14 protein-coding genes, 1 tRNA gene and 3 pseudogenes are annotated in these 13,242 nt (G+C 51.8%); 10 read left to right on the forward strand and 8 right to left on the reverse strand.

Annotated elements, in window-relative coordinates:
• The first annotated feature begins 50 nt into the window (after positions 1 to 50).
• Positions 51 to 235, forward strand: a pseudogene (locus GKC68_RS16595) (hypothetical protein).
• On the opposite strand, the gene GKC68_RS16600 reads toward GKC68_RS16595, so the two are convergent.
• A complete protein-coding gene (locus tag GKC68_RS16600) occupies positions 201 to 653 on the reverse strand; it encodes a hypothetical protein (protein ID WP_028715196.1) in 453 nt (150 codons plus the stop codon). The pseudogene GKC68_RS16595 and the gene GKC68_RS16600 overlap by 35 nt on opposite strands.
• A 73-nt stretch (positions 654 to 726) precedes the next feature.
• Between GKC68_RS16600 and GKC68_RS16605 the strand changes: the two genes are divergently transcribed.
• Together GKC68_RS16605 and GKC68_RS16610 are read left to right on the forward strand one after the other, a co-directional pair.
• On the forward strand, positions 727 to 1,173 hold the full coding sequence (locus GKC68_RS16605) for a ubiquitin carboxyl-hydrolase (RefSeq protein ID WP_342656344.1): 447 nt from the start codon (positions 727 to 729) through the stop codon (positions 1,171 to 1,173).
• On the forward strand, positions 1,157 to 2,452 hold the full coding sequence (locus tag GKC68_RS16610; RefSeq protein ID WP_342656345.1) for a phage terminase large subunit: 1,296 nt from the start codon (positions 1,157 to 1,159) through the stop codon (positions 2,450 to 2,452). The genes GKC68_RS16605 and GKC68_RS16610 overlap by 17 nt, the downstream gene beginning before the upstream one ends.
• A gap of 123 nt (positions 2,453 to 2,575) precedes the next feature.
• Here the strand turns inward: GKC68_RS16610 and GKC68_RS16615 are convergent.
• The 3 genes and pseudogenes from GKC68_RS16615 to GKC68_RS16625 form a co-directional block, all read right to left on the reverse strand.
• Positions 2,576 to 3,204: pseudogene (locus GKC68_RS16615) on the reverse strand (IS3 family transposase); the annotation flags it as partial.
• A 186-nt stretch (positions 3,205 to 3,390) separates the two neighbouring features.
• Positions 3,391 to 4,419: an IS110 family transposase gene (locus GKC68_RS16620; RefSeq protein ID WP_110145283.1), complete on the reverse strand. Its 1,029-nt coding sequence runs from the start codon at positions 4,417 to 4,419 to the stop codon at positions 3,391 to 3,393.
• Between the two features lie 50 nt (positions 4,420 to 4,469).
• Positions 4,470 to 4,969, reverse strand: a pseudogene (locus GKC68_RS16625) (IS3-like element ISRaq1 family transposase); the annotation flags it as partial.
• A 224-nt stretch (positions 4,970 to 5,193) separates the two neighbouring features.
• On the opposite strand from GKC68_RS16625, the gene GKC68_RS16630 reads away from it, so the two are divergent.
• The 5 genes from GKC68_RS16630 to GKC68_RS16650 all read left to right on the forward strand — a co-directional run bounded on the left by GKC68_RS16630 (position 5,194) and on the right by GKC68_RS16650 (position 8,621).
• Positions 5,194 to 5,361: a DUF5405 family protein gene (locus GKC68_RS16630; RefSeq protein WP_241492482.1), complete on the forward strand. Its 168-nt coding sequence runs from the start codon at positions 5,194 to 5,196 to the stop codon at positions 5,359 to 5,361.
• A 207-nt stretch (positions 5,362 to 5,568) separates the two neighbouring features.
• The gene (locus tag GKC68_RS16635) at positions 5,569 to 5,751 is read left to right on the forward strand and encodes a hypothetical protein (RefSeq protein ID WP_241492484.1); all 183 of its coding nucleotides are present in this window, start codon (positions 5,569 to 5,571) and stop codon (positions 5,749 to 5,751) included.
• Positions 5,752 to 5,781: 30 nt separating this feature from the next.
• Positions 5,782 to 6,792 carry a DNA cytosine methyltransferase gene (locus GKC68_RS16640; protein ID WP_058707237.1) on the forward strand — a complete coding sequence of 337 codons (1,011 nt, stop codon included), beginning with the start codon at positions 5,782 to 5,784 and terminating at the stop codon, positions 6,790 to 6,792.
• Between the two features lie 44 nt (positions 6,793 to 6,836).
• Positions 6,837 to 7,127 carry a hypothetical protein gene (locus GKC68_RS16645; protein ID WP_058707238.1) on the forward strand — a complete coding sequence of 97 codons (291 nt, stop codon included), beginning with the start codon at positions 6,837 to 6,839 and terminating at the stop codon, positions 7,125 to 7,127.
• Between the two features lie 330 nt (positions 7,128 to 7,457).
• Complete coding sequence (locus GKC68_RS16650) at positions 7,458 to 8,621, forward strand: site-specific integrase (RefSeq protein ID WP_342656346.1); 1,164 nt, start codon at positions 7,458 to 7,460, stop codon at positions 8,619 to 8,621.
• Between the two features lie 15 nt (positions 8,622 to 8,636).
• Here the strand turns inward: GKC68_RS16650 and GKC68_RS16655 are convergent.
• A tRNA-Arg gene (locus GKC68_RS16655) sits at positions 8,637 to 8,713 on the reverse strand.
• Between the two features lie 94 nt (positions 8,714 to 8,807).
• Entirely contained in the window at positions 8,808 to 9,311 is a 504-nt protein-coding gene (locus GKC68_RS16660) for a DUF1198 family protein (RefSeq protein WP_028723942.1), read from the reverse strand.
• A 174-nt stretch (positions 9,312 to 9,485) separates the two neighbouring features.
• Here GKC68_RS16660 and folD point away from each other — a divergent pair, with 174 nt between their 5' ends.
• Both folD and ybcJ read left to right on the forward strand, forming a co-directional pair.
• Complete coding sequence (folD, locus tag GKC68_RS16665) at positions 9,486 to 10,352, forward strand: bifunctional methylenetetrahydrofolate dehydrogenase/methenyltetrahydrofolate cyclohydrolase FolD (protein WP_028723943.1); 867 nt, start codon at positions 9,486 to 9,488, stop codon at positions 10,350 to 10,352.
• Positions 10,352 to 10,564, forward strand: coding sequence for a ribosome-associated protein YbcJ (gene ybcJ, locus GKC68_RS16670; protein ID WP_013024949.1), 213 nt, complete (start codon positions 10,352 to 10,354; stop codon positions 10,562 to 10,564). Before folD ends, ybcJ begins: the two co-directional genes overlap by 1 nt.
• Positions 10,565 to 10,592: 28 nt before the next feature.
• Here the strand turns inward: ybcJ and GKC68_RS16675 are convergent, their stop codons facing one another.
• Both GKC68_RS16675 and cysS read right to left on the reverse strand, forming a co-directional pair.
• A complete protein-coding gene (locus GKC68_RS16675; protein ID WP_247101414.1) occupies positions 10,593 to 11,699 on the reverse strand; it encodes an AAA family ATPase in 1,107 nt (368 codons plus the stop codon).
• 42 nt (positions 11,700 to 11,741) lie between these two features.
• Positions 11,742 to 13,127 (reverse strand): cysteine--tRNA ligase, encoded by a 1,386-nt coding sequence (gene cysS / locus GKC68_RS16680; RefSeq protein ID WP_342656347.1) that lies wholly within the window; start codon positions 13,125 to 13,127, stop codon positions 11,742 to 11,744.
• Between the last annotated feature and the right edge of the window lie 115 nt (positions 13,128 to 13,242).

Here is a 13,242-nt window from a genome sequence, read left to right on the forward strand (position 1 = left end):
CAGTCTCATCGTAATGGCAAGATCCACACATGCGGATAAAGAGGCTCTCAATGTCCGACATCTACCGCATCACAGTAACCACTAAATCCGGTGAAACGCATGAAGGCCTGATGAACAGGTCACAGCCTTAAATCGTCAACGGCTTCATTGGTGTAGAAAAAGAAGATGGCGATGGGTATATCTAGCTCCTGATGACGTGCTTAAGATGGAGTATGTTCCGATTCATCCGGACTGACTACTACTGAGGCATCCTCAGAGTTGCTGGCTTGGCTATAACTCTCATCGAGAAGAGCGATAACATCCTCTATTTTATGATTAAAACCAGCAAACTTAATGGTTCTTTGCGTCATTTTACGTCCTTCCCCATGAGCGCCAACCTGTAAGGCAGTATCGTCTTTACGTATGCCCGCGTTACCTTGACCAGAAGCCTCATAAATTTCAGTTATCTCTACTGATTCAGCAATAAGAATTCTTCTTGCTATAGCGAGTTCCTGTTGAGCTTTCGCCTGAATGTCAACGATTGAATTCGCCGCATCAACTGTTTCTGCCTTCTCTTCCGGGGTAACTATTGAGCCGCCAGAGCTGTTTTTATAAAGGTCATAAATTGACTTAATTGCCAATTCAACGAGGGTCGGAGCAAAAAATAGGCCCATTATGTATATATCCTTTTTATAAAAATTCTTGATGACTTATCGGCTTTTTTAGAAAAAACATTAAAGGTTTAATATGGCGACCAAAATTAAAAATGGCCGTCCTTCTGATTATTTACCAGAGGTGGCTGCTGACATCTGTTCACTGCTTGCCGATGGTGAAAGCCTTCGCAAGGTTTGTGAGCGTCCGGGAATGCCTGATAAGGCGACCGTGTTTAGATGGCTGGCTAAACACGATGAGTTTCGCGACCAGTACGCGAAAGCCACTGAGATTCGCGCAGATGCAATTTTCGAAGAGATGTTCGACATAGCCGACAGCGTTGCAGAAGAGGCCGCAGCAGTAGGTAAAGCACGACTGCGCATCGACACTCGCAAGTGGGCATTAGCACGGATGAACCCAAAGAAGTACGGCGACAAAGTCAGTCAGGAAATCGACCACAAGTCTTCCGATGGCAGCATGACGAACAAGCCAACGACAATAAGATTGGTAGGAGTAGAGCCAACTAATGGAAAATCAGGTTGATCTCCCTATCCCCGCCAAGCTAGTTCCTGTATTTGCAACACCCGACATCCGCTATCGCGGCGCACATGGTGGTCGCGGTTCTGCAAAGACCAGAACTTTTGCCCTGATGAGTGCAGTTAAAGCATACGAAGCTGCCGAGAGCGGAAGGAGTGGTGTCATCCTCTGCGGGCGAGAGTACATGAACTCGCTCGAAGAATCCTCAATGGAGGAGGTTAAGCAGGCGATACGCTCCGTGCCATGGCTGGATGACTATTTCGAAATCGGCGAGAAGTATATCCGAACCAAAAATCGCCGAGTAAGTTACGTATTCTGTGGTCTGCGCCATAATCTCGACAGCATAAAATCCAAAGCGCGCATTTTAGTTGCCTGGGTTGATGAGGCCGAATCCGTATCATCTACCGCCTGGAAGAAACTTCGCCCAACGGTGCGCGAAAAAGGCTCTGAAATCTGGGTTACATGGAACCCGGAGAAGGACGGCAGCGCAACCGACAAGATGTTCAGGAAGAACCCGCCAAAAAGCTCAATGATTGTTGAGATGAATTATGGCGATAACCCATGGTTCCCTGATGTTCTTGAAGAAGAGCGCCTTGAAGATTTAGCTAACCTCGATTACGCCGATTACGCGTGGATCTGGGAGGGCGCTTACCTTGAGAACTCCGACAAGCAGGTGCTTGCCAACCGCTATGTGGTGCAGGACTTCGCATCAGACTTGTGGCAAAAGGCTGAAAGGCTGCTGTTCGGCGCTGACTTCGGCTTTGCTAAAGACCCAAGCACGCTGCTGCGCATGTTCATCCTCGATAATTGTCTCTACATAGAGCATGAGGCCTACGGAACTGGCGTAGAGCTTGATGACATGTGGAAGTTTTACGCTGGCAAAGATGAGGCCAAGCCAAAGCAGCTTGAAGAGTGGAAGGTTACGGATGATGCAAAATATCCCGGTGTCCCTCAGTCTCGCAAATGGCCCATTAAGGCTGATAACTCTCGACCAGAAACGATTAGCCATATCAAAAATCAGGGCTTCAACATCTCAGCGCCGCAAAAGTGGCAGGGAAGTGTTGAGGACGGCATTACTTGCCTGCGTGGCTTCAAGAAAATAGTTATCCATTCTCGCTGCAAAGAAACAGCCAAAGAGGCTCGTCTTTATTCCTACAAAATAGACCGTGTCACTGGTGAAGTGCTTCCGGTCATTGAGGATAAGCATAACCACTGCTGGGATGCGGCACGTTATGGCCTTGATGGCTACATCAAGCACAAACAGACCGGCGCAATCTTCTTCTAAGGAGCTCATCAGTGAGTGAACAAAGCAACGAGGTCACATTCCTCGTTAATGCCCTTGCTGATGCTATGGGCCGCCAGCGCATGCTATATGCTGGTGACCTGCCCCCTGTATCAGATACAAGGCTCAGTTAGTAATGTCAGATCCTTCACTCTCAGAATTACCCTTTCTCCAGCCCGCTGCAAATTCAGACGGCGTCTGATAATTAAGCGTGGAGTGCGGGCGACATTCGTTATAATCCTGACGCCATTCACTGATGGTTTTCCTGGCATGGCTGATGTCGCTAAACCAGTGTTCATTCAGGCATTCATCGCGAAAGCGTTCGTTAAAACTCTCAATAAATCCGTTCTGTGTCGGTTTACCGGGCTGAATAAGTCGCAGCTCCACACAATGCTCAAAGGCCCACTGGTCAAGTGCTCTACAGGTAAACTCCGCCCCTGGTCAGTTCTTATCGTAGCCGGATAGCCGCCAAACAGCGCGATGCTGTCCAGAATACGCGTGACCTGAACGCCGGAAATACCGAAAGCAGCGGTGATCGTCAGACACTCCTTCGTGAAATCATCCACACAGGTCAGGCACTTGATCCTGCGACCGTTGGCCAGTGCGTCCATAACGAAATCCATCGACCATGTAAGGTTCGGCGCATCCGGGCGAAGAAGCGGAAACCGTTCGGTCGCCAGCCCTTTACGGCATCGTCTGCGTTTTACGCTCAGTCCATTAAGGTGGTAAATACGGTATACCCGCTTGTCGTCTAATCAGTCAATATCAGGATCAGATGGAGTCTTTGTCGTCTTCGTAGTCATTTTTTCAATGCTACAACATGTTGCAAGACGTCGTCTTCATTCCTATGTGATTCCCGCAAGGCTTTCACCCTGCAAAGCGAGTCCCGGAATTGAAGTTTAAGACGGTCTCAGTCTGATTTGATTGTGACTTCCCACTTCTTAATTTATAGCGTTAAGCCGTTCATTATAAGTAGTCTCTGATTTCCACATACTTAGCATCAGTGTTGTCAGTTTTCTCGCAAGGGCAACAATAACTTTCTTGTAGCCCATTCTGTGCCGGAGTCCATTTGCCCATATGGCCAGGCTTGTATCAGTGCCATAACGCGTCAACAGACAGGATGCTGCTTCGTAGAGAAGTGTGCGCGTCATTCTGTTGCCCTGTTTTGAAATTCCCCCATTCCTGTCTACCTCACCGGATTGGTACTTTTTGGGCGTTAATCCGAGGAAAGCGCCGACATCACTTACTCGTCTGAAACGCGAAGGATCATCAATTGATGTTTTAAAGCTTAATGCTGTCAGAACACCCACACCCGGAATAGATCGTAATATCTGACAAACTGGATCTTTTCGGGCAAGCTTTTCCAGCATGGAGTTAAATTTTTTTATCTGGTCAGAAAGATGTTCCCACGTATTTAGCAACATAATCACTGCGGGTTTAACGGTTTCCAGCGAAGGTGATGACTCAAGTACAGAACGCTCAAACACACTGTTTTTCCCGGGGGGAAGAACAACACCGAATGTTTTCAGGAGCCCTCGGATCTGATTAGTTACGGCAACCCTGAGCTGAACCAGTTTTTCCCGGCTGGTCAGAATGAGTCTTTGCTGATGGCATTCAAGGCTTTTGACATGTACTGGTTTGTACCATCCGGAAAGGACCAGCCGGGCAATACCAAAAGCGTCATTTTGATCAGTTTTATTCAACTGCATCGACAATGCTGCATGAACATGGCGGGCATGGATACAATCAATGTCCAGGCCAAAGCTCTTGAGTGAATGGTAAAGCCAGACGCAAAGTGGCCCTGTTTCCAGACCCACTTTCGAGTTATCAAATCCTTCAGAAAAGAGATAATTGGCGATAACACCGGGATGCGTATCGACGTTAGCCATACGAATTTTATTGCCGTTATGGTCTATAACGCAGATGCTTGTTTTCTTTTGAGAAACATCAAGCCCAACGAAGGTTTTCATGGCTGTCACCTCAAATATCACGGATCGGGATCGTTTTAAGATTACAGCATGTGATTGACGTGAAGGCCCTCCCTACGCAGCAACTGCCAGATACGCCGGTAACCAAAACGTCTGCGTTCAAGCGCCAGCTCAGTAATACGCCCTGATAAATGAGCATCAGCAGCCGGACGCTGAGCATCATAACGGCAGGTCGACAGGGACAAACCTGTAAGCCTGCAGGCACGACGTTGCGACAGACCGGTCACATCACACATCAACATCACGGCTTGCCGCTTCTGGTCTGTCGTCAGTACTTTCGCCCCAGAGCCACCTGAAGCGCCTCCTTATCCAGCATGGCTTCGGCAAGCAGCTTCTTGAGCCTGGCGTTCTCTTCCTCAAGCGACTTCAGCCGCTTAACCTCGGGCACCTCCATACCGCCATACTTCTTACGCCAGGTGTAAAAGGTGGCGTCGGAAATGGCGTGCTTACGGCAGAGCTCACGGGCAGAAACCCCGGCTTCAGCCTCGCGGAGGATACTGATGATCTGTTCGTCGGAAAAACGCTTCTTCATGGGGATGTCCTCATGTGGCTTATGAAGACATTACTAACATCGTGGTGTATTAATCAACGGGGAGCAGGTCAGCCCAATTAGGCGGTTTTTTTACGCCCAAATTCAGGAGTAACCACTATGCGTATCGAGATTGGTGACAAATATCTGGTCACAGCAGACCAGTATAATTACATCCTTCAGGAGAAGAAGTTGCCAAAGAAGGCAAGAATGTTGGAAGTGAATACATGCAAAATGTCGGGTATTTCACCCGAATCAGCCAGCTTGTGACGACCCTGATTCAGCTTGAAGTCCGCCAGTCTGATATCAGCAGCCTTTCGGAAATGGATGCGCTGATTAAGTCAGTAGGCGATCAGTGTGAGTTGGCATTCAAAGCTGAAGCGGCGGAGGTGTGATATGTGCGCAGATATTCTCGACGAAGCTGCCGAACACACGCAGCACATGATTGACCTAGCGTTAGCCAACCGCCCTCACCCAACCATGCAATTCACCGGTACTTGCCATTACTGCGAAGAGAAGGTATCGACAGGATTCTTTTGTTCGCCAGAGTGCTGTCAGGACTATGAGAAGGTTGAGCGCGCTAAGCAGCACCGGAGGGTAGCGTGAATGCTGAAGTAGAAAACGCCATACGCGCCGTAGCCCGAAAGTGCAGACAGGAAATCATCAAAGCCACTGACGGCAAGCCCAAAGCAGACCACGACGCCATAACCACCGCCATCCTCGATAAACACACCAAATCAATCACCGCCCTGCCCAAATACCTTCACAGCAAAGCTGTGGCTTAGCTATTTCGTGCGGCAGGTAGACAGGGAGATATGCCAGTGAAATACGGATCTGTTTGCAGCGGAATAGAAGCCGCCAGTGTAGCCTGGGGGCCGCTCGGACTTACTCCTGCATGGTTCTCTCAGTTTGACCCAGAGCACAACTATAAAAAAGGGCCTGACTTCCCCTCTGCCGTTCTCGCTCATCACTGGCCGCACGTTTCCAATCTTGGCGATATGACAAAGCTCGCAGAAATGGTGAGGTCTGGTGATGTGGAGGCGCCAGACATCCTTGTTGGCGGTACGCCGTGCCAGGCATTTTCTGTAGCTGGAGCACGTAAGGGCCTTAAAGATGATCGAGGCCAGTTAACAATTTCCTACGGAGAATTAGCAGATGCAATCGATGAGCAGCGAATCAGCGAAGGAAAGCAACCATCAATTATCGTCTGGGAAAACGTGCCAGGCGTCCTCTCGTCCAAAGATAACGCCTTCGGCGCGCTTCTTGGCCTCCTTGCCGGCGAAAACTGTGAGCTGGAACCACCAAGGAAAAAATGGTCGAACGCTGGTTATTTGTCTGGACCAAAAAGAACCATCGCGTGGAGAATTTACGACGCTCAGCACTTCGGGCTCCAGCAGCAGCGCAGGCGCCTTATTCTCATCGCTACAGCCAGAACCGATATCAATCCCGCCGTCGTGTTACCTGAGCTCAAAAGCGTGCGCGGGGAGATTGAATCGTTTGTTGAAAGGCGCGGCGGATTGCCCATCCCGCTTGATGGAGGCACTCTCTACCGTTTCAAGAGAACAGACTCCTACGTAAAAGACACGGTATCAAGCACTCTCACGGCCCGAGACTACAAAGACGCCCGCGACCTGGTAGTAACCCGATGCGGAAGAGTCCGTGGTCTTGCTCCAGAAGAATATGAGATTCTCCAGGGTTTTCCAGTTGGACATACAGCCATAGCTAATTCAACACCATCAAAACGGATAAAGGCGATCGGTAACTCAATGGCAGTTCCGGTAATGGCCTGGATTGGCAAGCGCATCATTTCTCACCTGAATAAATAACCCCACCCCATTAACCTTTATCGTGCTCTGCGTGAGGAGTTGTTATGTCAAAAAACTTATTCGTAACCATGCCTGACAATAGTGTTTGGGCCGTACCTGTTGCCATCATTGCTCATAACAGGGCCTCTCATTATGCCCATGAATACGGTGGAGATATAACCAAGAGCCTGCTTGAAGATACATTTCCGTTCTTTGATGCCGACCCATACGAGATTGAGGATTGGGCCGCCAACAATATGAACTGGAGCGATGTAGTAGAACACGCGCGACTGATTAGCGATGGGGAAACCGATTATGACGAGGGTTGGTCAAACGGACACAAAGAAGTGAAGTAGTTGTGAACATCACCATCACCGCCGACCCGGGCGATATTCTCACTCTCGCCCTTCTCATCGCTCTCATTTACGCATTCAAACGCAGCAAGCCACCTGAGGAGTAGATATGGAAAACGACGAGCCATTGACGCTTGCCGAGGCCGCGCTTTACCTGAAAGTTTCAACAAGGACGGTAAGCAACCTGATTCGCCGCGGTGAGTTGCCGGCGCGCAGAACAGGTGGGGATAGCGGAAAGTACCTGGTGCTTCGGTCCGCCTGTATTGATTATGTTCGCAATCCATCACAGAATCGCCCGGCGAGCATGGGTGATGGCACAAACGGAGGTCCATCATGTCAATCACCCTCAGAGGCGGGGTATGGCACTGTCATTTCTTTACCCCGAATGGCAAAAGAGTTAGGCGATCGCTTAACACAGCGGACAAAAAGCAAGCGCAGGAGCTGCACGACCGGTTGAAGGCTGAAGCGTGGCGGGTTGAGGAGTTAGGCGACCTGCCTGTGAGGTCTTTCGAAGAGGCCTGCATGCGCTGGCTGGACGAGAAAGAGCACAAGCGAAGCTTAGATGATGACAAGGTAAAGATTGAGTTCTTTCTTGGACATTTCTCAGGACGAGATATTTCCTCTATTACCGGCGAGGAGGTGCAGAAGATTGTCGGAAGGATGATCAACCGCAACCACCGCCGGAAATGGGAGATTCAGCGCGATGCGGCCATAAGGGACAGCAAACCCGAGCCTGAACACAAAGAGCGTCCTGTCAGCGCAGGGACCAAAAGCCATTACCTTTCTTTTATGCGCTCACTTCTTCGTGCCGCGGCTAACGAATGGGGATGGATAAAGACAGCGCCGGTTATCAAGACCAAGAAGCCTGTAAGCAAAAGGATTCGCTGGCTGACCAGAGAGGAAGCAAACAGGCTCATCGACTGCATGCCAGACAGCATCAGACCAGTGGTTGTGTTTGCGCTGTCCACCGGTTTACGCCGTTCAAACATTCTGGATCTGGAGTGGACTCAGGTTGATATGCAAAGGAAGGTGGCATGGATAAATCCGGAGAACGCCAAAGCGGGCAAGGCTATTGGCGTGGCGCTGAATGATACCGCATGCCGGGTGTTGAAGGAGCAGATTGGGAAGCATTCACGATGGGTGTTCGTTCATACCAAAGAGGCAACCAGACCAGACGGCACCAAGACGCCATCAGTCAGGAAAATGCGCTGTGATGATAACACGGCGTGGCGGATAGGACTCAAGCGGGCAGGCATTGAGGATTTCCGTTTTCACGACTTACGGCATACCTGGGCAAGCTGGCTGATTCAGGCAGGTGTTCCACTTTCGGCATTGCAGGAAATGGGCGGATGGGAAAGCATCGAAATGGTACGCAGGTATGCACACCTAGCACCCAACCACCTGACCGAACATGCGCGCAAAATTGACTCACTTTTGGGTGACAACGACACAAATACGACACAAGGAGGGAATCAGGTAGGCTTAAAACTTGCTTAAGTCATTGAAATATAGTGGCGCGCCCTACAGGATTCGAACCTGTGACCTACGGCTTAGAAGGCCGGTGCTCTATCCAGCTGAGCTAAGGGCGCGGAGAGGTTGGGTCGAATTATACGGTTGAACGCTGTTACGTCAACGTTTTTGCCGCTGAGGCGCGGCGAGTGCCCAGGTAATAACCAATTTGCGCTAATGACGGTCGCGCCAGGCGCTGAGCGAGACCAGATTGCTTACCTCTGCCGTTTCCCCTTCCAGCTCAACACCCTGCTGCGTGACGCGCGCGTTGTATTGCTCGCGAAGCGCATTCAGCTCTTGGCTGTCGGGCTCTAACTGGCGCAAAAAGCCCAGTGCCAGCAACAGTTGCTGTCGGGTAAGCGTGGCAGAGAAACCTGCCCGGGTTAGCACGCTGTGCCAGCGCCAGGTATTTTCATCGCTGCCATCCACAATCAGCACCTGCCAAATCAGCAAAACCGCCGCGCCGTTGTTTAAGTGCGCTTCGTTATCACCCGCGATGTAATCTGTAAACTCTTTCGCCGCCTCTTTACCCATCTGCGACAGCATCGATTCAATATGGACCGGCGGCAGTTGCAGACGCTTGCTGAGTGCCTGTGCGGCATGGCGTGAACCGGCAGTCAGCAACTGAAATCCTACAAAAAATACAACAGCCAGAGTGGCAAGCATTAACCAAATCATCACGTCATCCAGTAAGTTCTCTGTCTGGCATCATAAGCGTTAACCCACACTTTCGTCACGGCGAAATGTCGTAAACCATCCTGCTGCAAGAATCTCTACCTGACAGCCGGACGTGCTTCTGACAAAATAGGCGCCATCCCCGACTTAAACTCAACACAGTGGATTTACGCTCTGATGGCAGCAAAAATTATTGACGGTAAAACGATTGCGCAGCAGGTACGGCTTGAGGTTGCAGAAAAAGTGAAGCAACGTCTGGCAGCCGGTAAACGTGCTCCGGGTCTGGCAGTCGTTCTGGTGGGTGAAAACCCTGCATCGCAGATCTACGTCGGCAGTAAGCGTCGTGCCTGTGAAGAAGTGGGCTTTATCTCCCGCTCTTACGATCTGCCCGCCACCACCAGCGAAGCCGAGTTGCTGCAGCTGATCGATAAACTTAACAGCGACAACGAGATTGACGGCATTCTTGTGCAGCTGCCGCTGCCGGCAGGCATTGATAACGTCAAAATTCTGGAGCGCATTACGCCCGATAAAGACGTAGACGGCTTCCATCCCTATAACGTCGGTCGCCTGTGCCAGCGCGCACCTAAGCTGCGCCCTTGTACACCACGCGGCATCGTCACGCTGCTGGAGCGCTACAACATTGATGCCTACGGCCTGAATGCCGTCGTGGTGGGCGCCTCGAATATTGTGGGTCGCCCAATGAGTATGGAGCTGCTGTTAGCGGGCTGCACCACGACCGTAACGCACCGCTTTACCCGCGATCTGCGCCATCACGTTGAGCACGCCGATCTGCTGATCGTCGCGGTAGGCAAACCGAACTTTATTCCAGGTGACTGGATTAAGCCGGGCGCTATTGTCATCGACGTCGGGATTAACCGTCTGGAAAGCGGCAAAGTCGTCGGTGATGTGGATTTTGATACGGCCGCTGAGCGTGCCGCTTATATTACGCCCGTTCCTGGCGGCGTTGGGCCGATGACGGTCGCAACCTTAATTGAAAATACCTTACAGGCATGTGAAGAGTTTCACGATGGAGAGCAGGCATAATGGCGACGTTTTCTTTAGGTAAATTCCCACACGTTGATCTCTGCGACCTGCTGAAACTGGAAGGTTGGGTGGAAAGCGGCGCGCAGGCCAAAGTCGTGATTAGTGAAGGTGAAGTGCGGGTGGATGGGGAAGTTGAAACCCGTAAGCGCTGCAAAATCGTTCAGGGGCAAACGGTGGAGTTTGCCGGACAGCGCATCACTGTCGTTGCCTGATCGTCAGGAGCCCCGTGCCAGGGGCTCTTTAAATCCTTTCTTCCCCGACTATCCGCGTTTCCCCGCTAATCTGCTCCAGCTCAATGTGATTGACTTCTGCATGCTGCGCGATGAGTGCGGCCAGCTTCGGTGAGTGACTGGTGATCCACAGCTGACTAAACTGGCTGGCTTCAGCAATCAGCGCCGCCAGCGCGGGGAGCAAATCCTCATGCAGGCTGTTCTCAGGTTCGTTGAGCGCCATAAAGGCAGGCGGGCGGGGGCTGAGCAGTGCGACCACGAGGCACAGAAAGCGCAGCGTCCCGTCAGAGAACTCGGCGCTTTCCAGCGGGCGCATAATGCCCTGTCGCCGCATCACCATCTGAAAACGGCCGTTCTGGACATCCACCTGAAATTCGGTATCTGGAAATGCTTTCGCTGTCACCTTGTAGAGCAGCTCATGATGACCCCGCTCAACAATGGTTGCCCATGCCGCCGCGAGGTTAGCGCCATCGTGCGCCAGAATGGGCGCGCGCACGCCAATCTGCGGCGCACGAATCGGTGATCCGGGCCAGACGGCAAACTCGTGATAAAAGCGCCACTGGCGCAGACGTTCACGCATCTGAGAAAGCTCAGGATAGCGGTGTGGCTCGCCGAGCTGACCAAACAGAGACTCTTCCGGGTGCAGTACGGCGGGATAGCTTACGCGCTCCCCTTCTACATTATGCAAAAAGGCGGTCTGGTTCGTGCGCTGCATGATGCAGGAAGAGGGACGCCGCTGCTGACCACTCAGCCAGATACGTTCTTCTTTGACCAGCGGATCGAGGTTAAACAGGCTGGTCGCAAGCGGTTCTGGAAACCCCAATTCAAGCTGGTAATCCATATCGTTCATTACAACAGCAAGGATAAGACGTTTAGCATCTTGACGACGATCGCCACGGCGTAATCCCCCTGCCCACATGACTTTTTGAATACCGCCCTCTTCTGCCAGCGCTAACGCCAGGCGACCATTGGCCGCCTCGTGCAGCAGGCGCACGGCCTTATACAGGTTGGATTTACCACAGCCATTAGGCCCGCTTACCACGTTCAGTTGCTGAAGCGGCAGGGTCAGATCGCGTACCGAGCGGAAGCCGCGAAGGTGAATCTGTTTTATCGTCATAAACAAAAAAGGGCGATGGCTCGCCCTCTCCTGTGTTGCCCGTTATTTACGTCGCCAGCTGGAACCCTGAGGGCCATCTTCGACAATCACGCCAAGCGCGTTCAGCTTGTCGCGGGCGACATCAGCCTGCGCCCAGTCTTTTGCCGCGCGTGCGTCGGCACGGGCTTTCACCCAGCGTTCGATTTCTGCCACTTCTTCATCGTTGCCCTGCGCGCTGCTTTGCAGAAACACTTCTGGTTCCTGCTGCAGAATGCCCAGCACGTTGGCAATTTCACGTAACTTTGCGGCCAGCGCATTGGCTGCCGTCATGTCTTCGCCTTTGAGACGGTTCACGTCACGCGCCATGTCGAACAGCACAGAATAGGCTTCTGGCGTATTGAAATCATCGTCCATCGCCTCGCGGAAACGGGCCTCGAAGGCTTCACCGCCGTGGGCCACCGCGTTGCGATCGGTATGGCGCAGCGCGGTATAAAGGCGTTCCAGCGCCGCACGTGCCTGGTTCAAGTTATCTTCGCCATAGTTAAGCTGGCTACGATAGTGGCCGGACATCAGGAAATAGCGCACGGTTTCGGCATCATAATGCTGCAGTACGTCACGCACGGTAAAAAAGTTATTCAGCGACTTCGACATCTTCTCACGATCGATCATCACCATGCCGGAATGCATCCAGTAGTTCACATAGGGACCATCATGGGCGCAGGTCGACTGGGCGATTTCGTTTTCGTGATGTGGGAACATCAGGTCAGATCCGCCGCCGTGGATGTCGAAATGCGCGCCAAGCTGTTTGCAGTTCATGGCTGAACACTCAATATGCCAGCCCGGGCGCCCCTGGCCCCACGGGGATGGCCATGAGGGTTCGTCCGTTTTAGACATCTTCCACAGCACGAAATCCATGGGATTACGCTTCACATCCGCCACTTCAACGCGGGCGCCCGCCTGGAGCTGTTCCAGATCCTGACGCGACAGTGCGCCGTAGTCGACGTCGCTCAGGACATCAAACATCACATCACCGTTATCCGCCACGTAGGCATGGCCGCGCGCAATCAGCTTTTCCACCAGCTCAATAATTTCTGGAATATGACGCGTGGCGCGTGGCTCCAAATCCGGCGGTAAAATGCCCAGCGCATCGAAGTCGCTGTGCATCTCGGCAATCATGCGGTTGGTCAGGGTTTCGATGCTCTCGCCGTTCTCGTTGGCACGTTTGATAATTTTGTCATCGATATCGGTAATGTTGCGCACGTAATTCACGTCAAAACCGACGTAACGCAGATAGCGCGATACCACATCAAACGCCACAAACGTGCGCCCGTGCCCAATGTGACAGAGGTCATACACCGTGATGCCGCAGACATACATGCCGATTTTGCCAGCATGAATAGGGGTGAATTCCTCTTTTTGTCGACTCAGGGTGTTATAAATCTTCAGCATTGGGGTTTCCGTAGTAAGCGTGCGTAACGCACCGTTTTAAGTATCCTGGTATTGTGCCGTATTTTTATCTGTGACGCGATGCAAAGCAAGCCAACTGCGCAGCCTGGCTGACGTA

Source organism: Pantoea sp. RSPAM1, from assembly GCF_038816185.1.
Taxonomy (GTDB): Bacteria; Pseudomonadota; Gammaproteobacteria; order Enterobacterales; family Enterobacteriaceae; genus Pantoea; species Pantoea ananatis.

Coding starts and splice junctions, on each gene's coding strand:
- GKC68_RS16645 (WP_058707238.1), top strand. CDS start 6,837: ATGTCAAAAAACTTATTCGTAACCATGCCTGACAATAGTGTTTGGGCC.
- GKC68_RS16660 (WP_028723942.1), bottom strand. CDS start 9,311: ATGATTTGGTTAATGCTTGCCACTCTGGCTGTTGTATTTTTTGTAGGA.
- GKC68_RS16610 (WP_342656345.1), top strand. CDS start 1,157: ATGGAAAATCAGGTTGATCTCCCTATCCCCGCCAAGCTAGTTCCTGTA.
- GKC68_RS16675 (WP_247101414.1), bottom strand. CDS start 11,699: ATGACGATAAAACAGATTCACCTTCGCGGCTTCCGCTCGGTACGCGAT.
- folD (WP_028723943.1), top strand. CDS start 9,486: ATGGCAGCAAAAATTATTGACGGTAAAACGATTGCGCAGCAGGTACGG.
- GKC68_RS16650 (WP_342656346.1), top strand. CDS start 7,458: ATGTCAATCACCCTCAGAGGCGGGGTATGGCACTGTCATTTCTTTACC.
- GKC68_RS16620 (WP_110145283.1), bottom strand. CDS start 4,419: ATGAAAACCTTCGTTGGGCTTGATGTTTCTCAAAAGAAAACAAGCATC.
- GKC68_RS16600 (WP_028715196.1), bottom strand. CDS start 653: ATGGGCCTATTTTTTGCTCCGACCCTCGTTGAATTGGCAATTAAGTCA.
- cysS (WP_342656347.1), bottom strand. CDS start 13,127: ATGCTGAAGATTTATAACACCCTGAGTCGACAAAAAGAGGAATTCACC.
- GKC68_RS16640 (WP_058707237.1), top strand. CDS start 5,782: ATGCCAGTGAAATACGGATCTGTTTGCAGCGGAATAGAAGCCGCCAGT.
- GKC68_RS16605 (WP_342656344.1), top strand. CDS start 727: ATGGCGACCAAAATTAAAAATGGCCGTCCTTCTGATTATTTACCAGAG.
- ybcJ (WP_013024949.1), top strand. CDS start 10,352: ATGGCGACGTTTTCTTTAGGTAAATTCCCACACGTTGATCTCTGCGAC.
- GKC68_RS16630 (WP_241492482.1), top strand. CDS start 5,194: ATGCAAAATGTCGGGTATTTCACCCGAATCAGCCAGCTTGTGACGACC.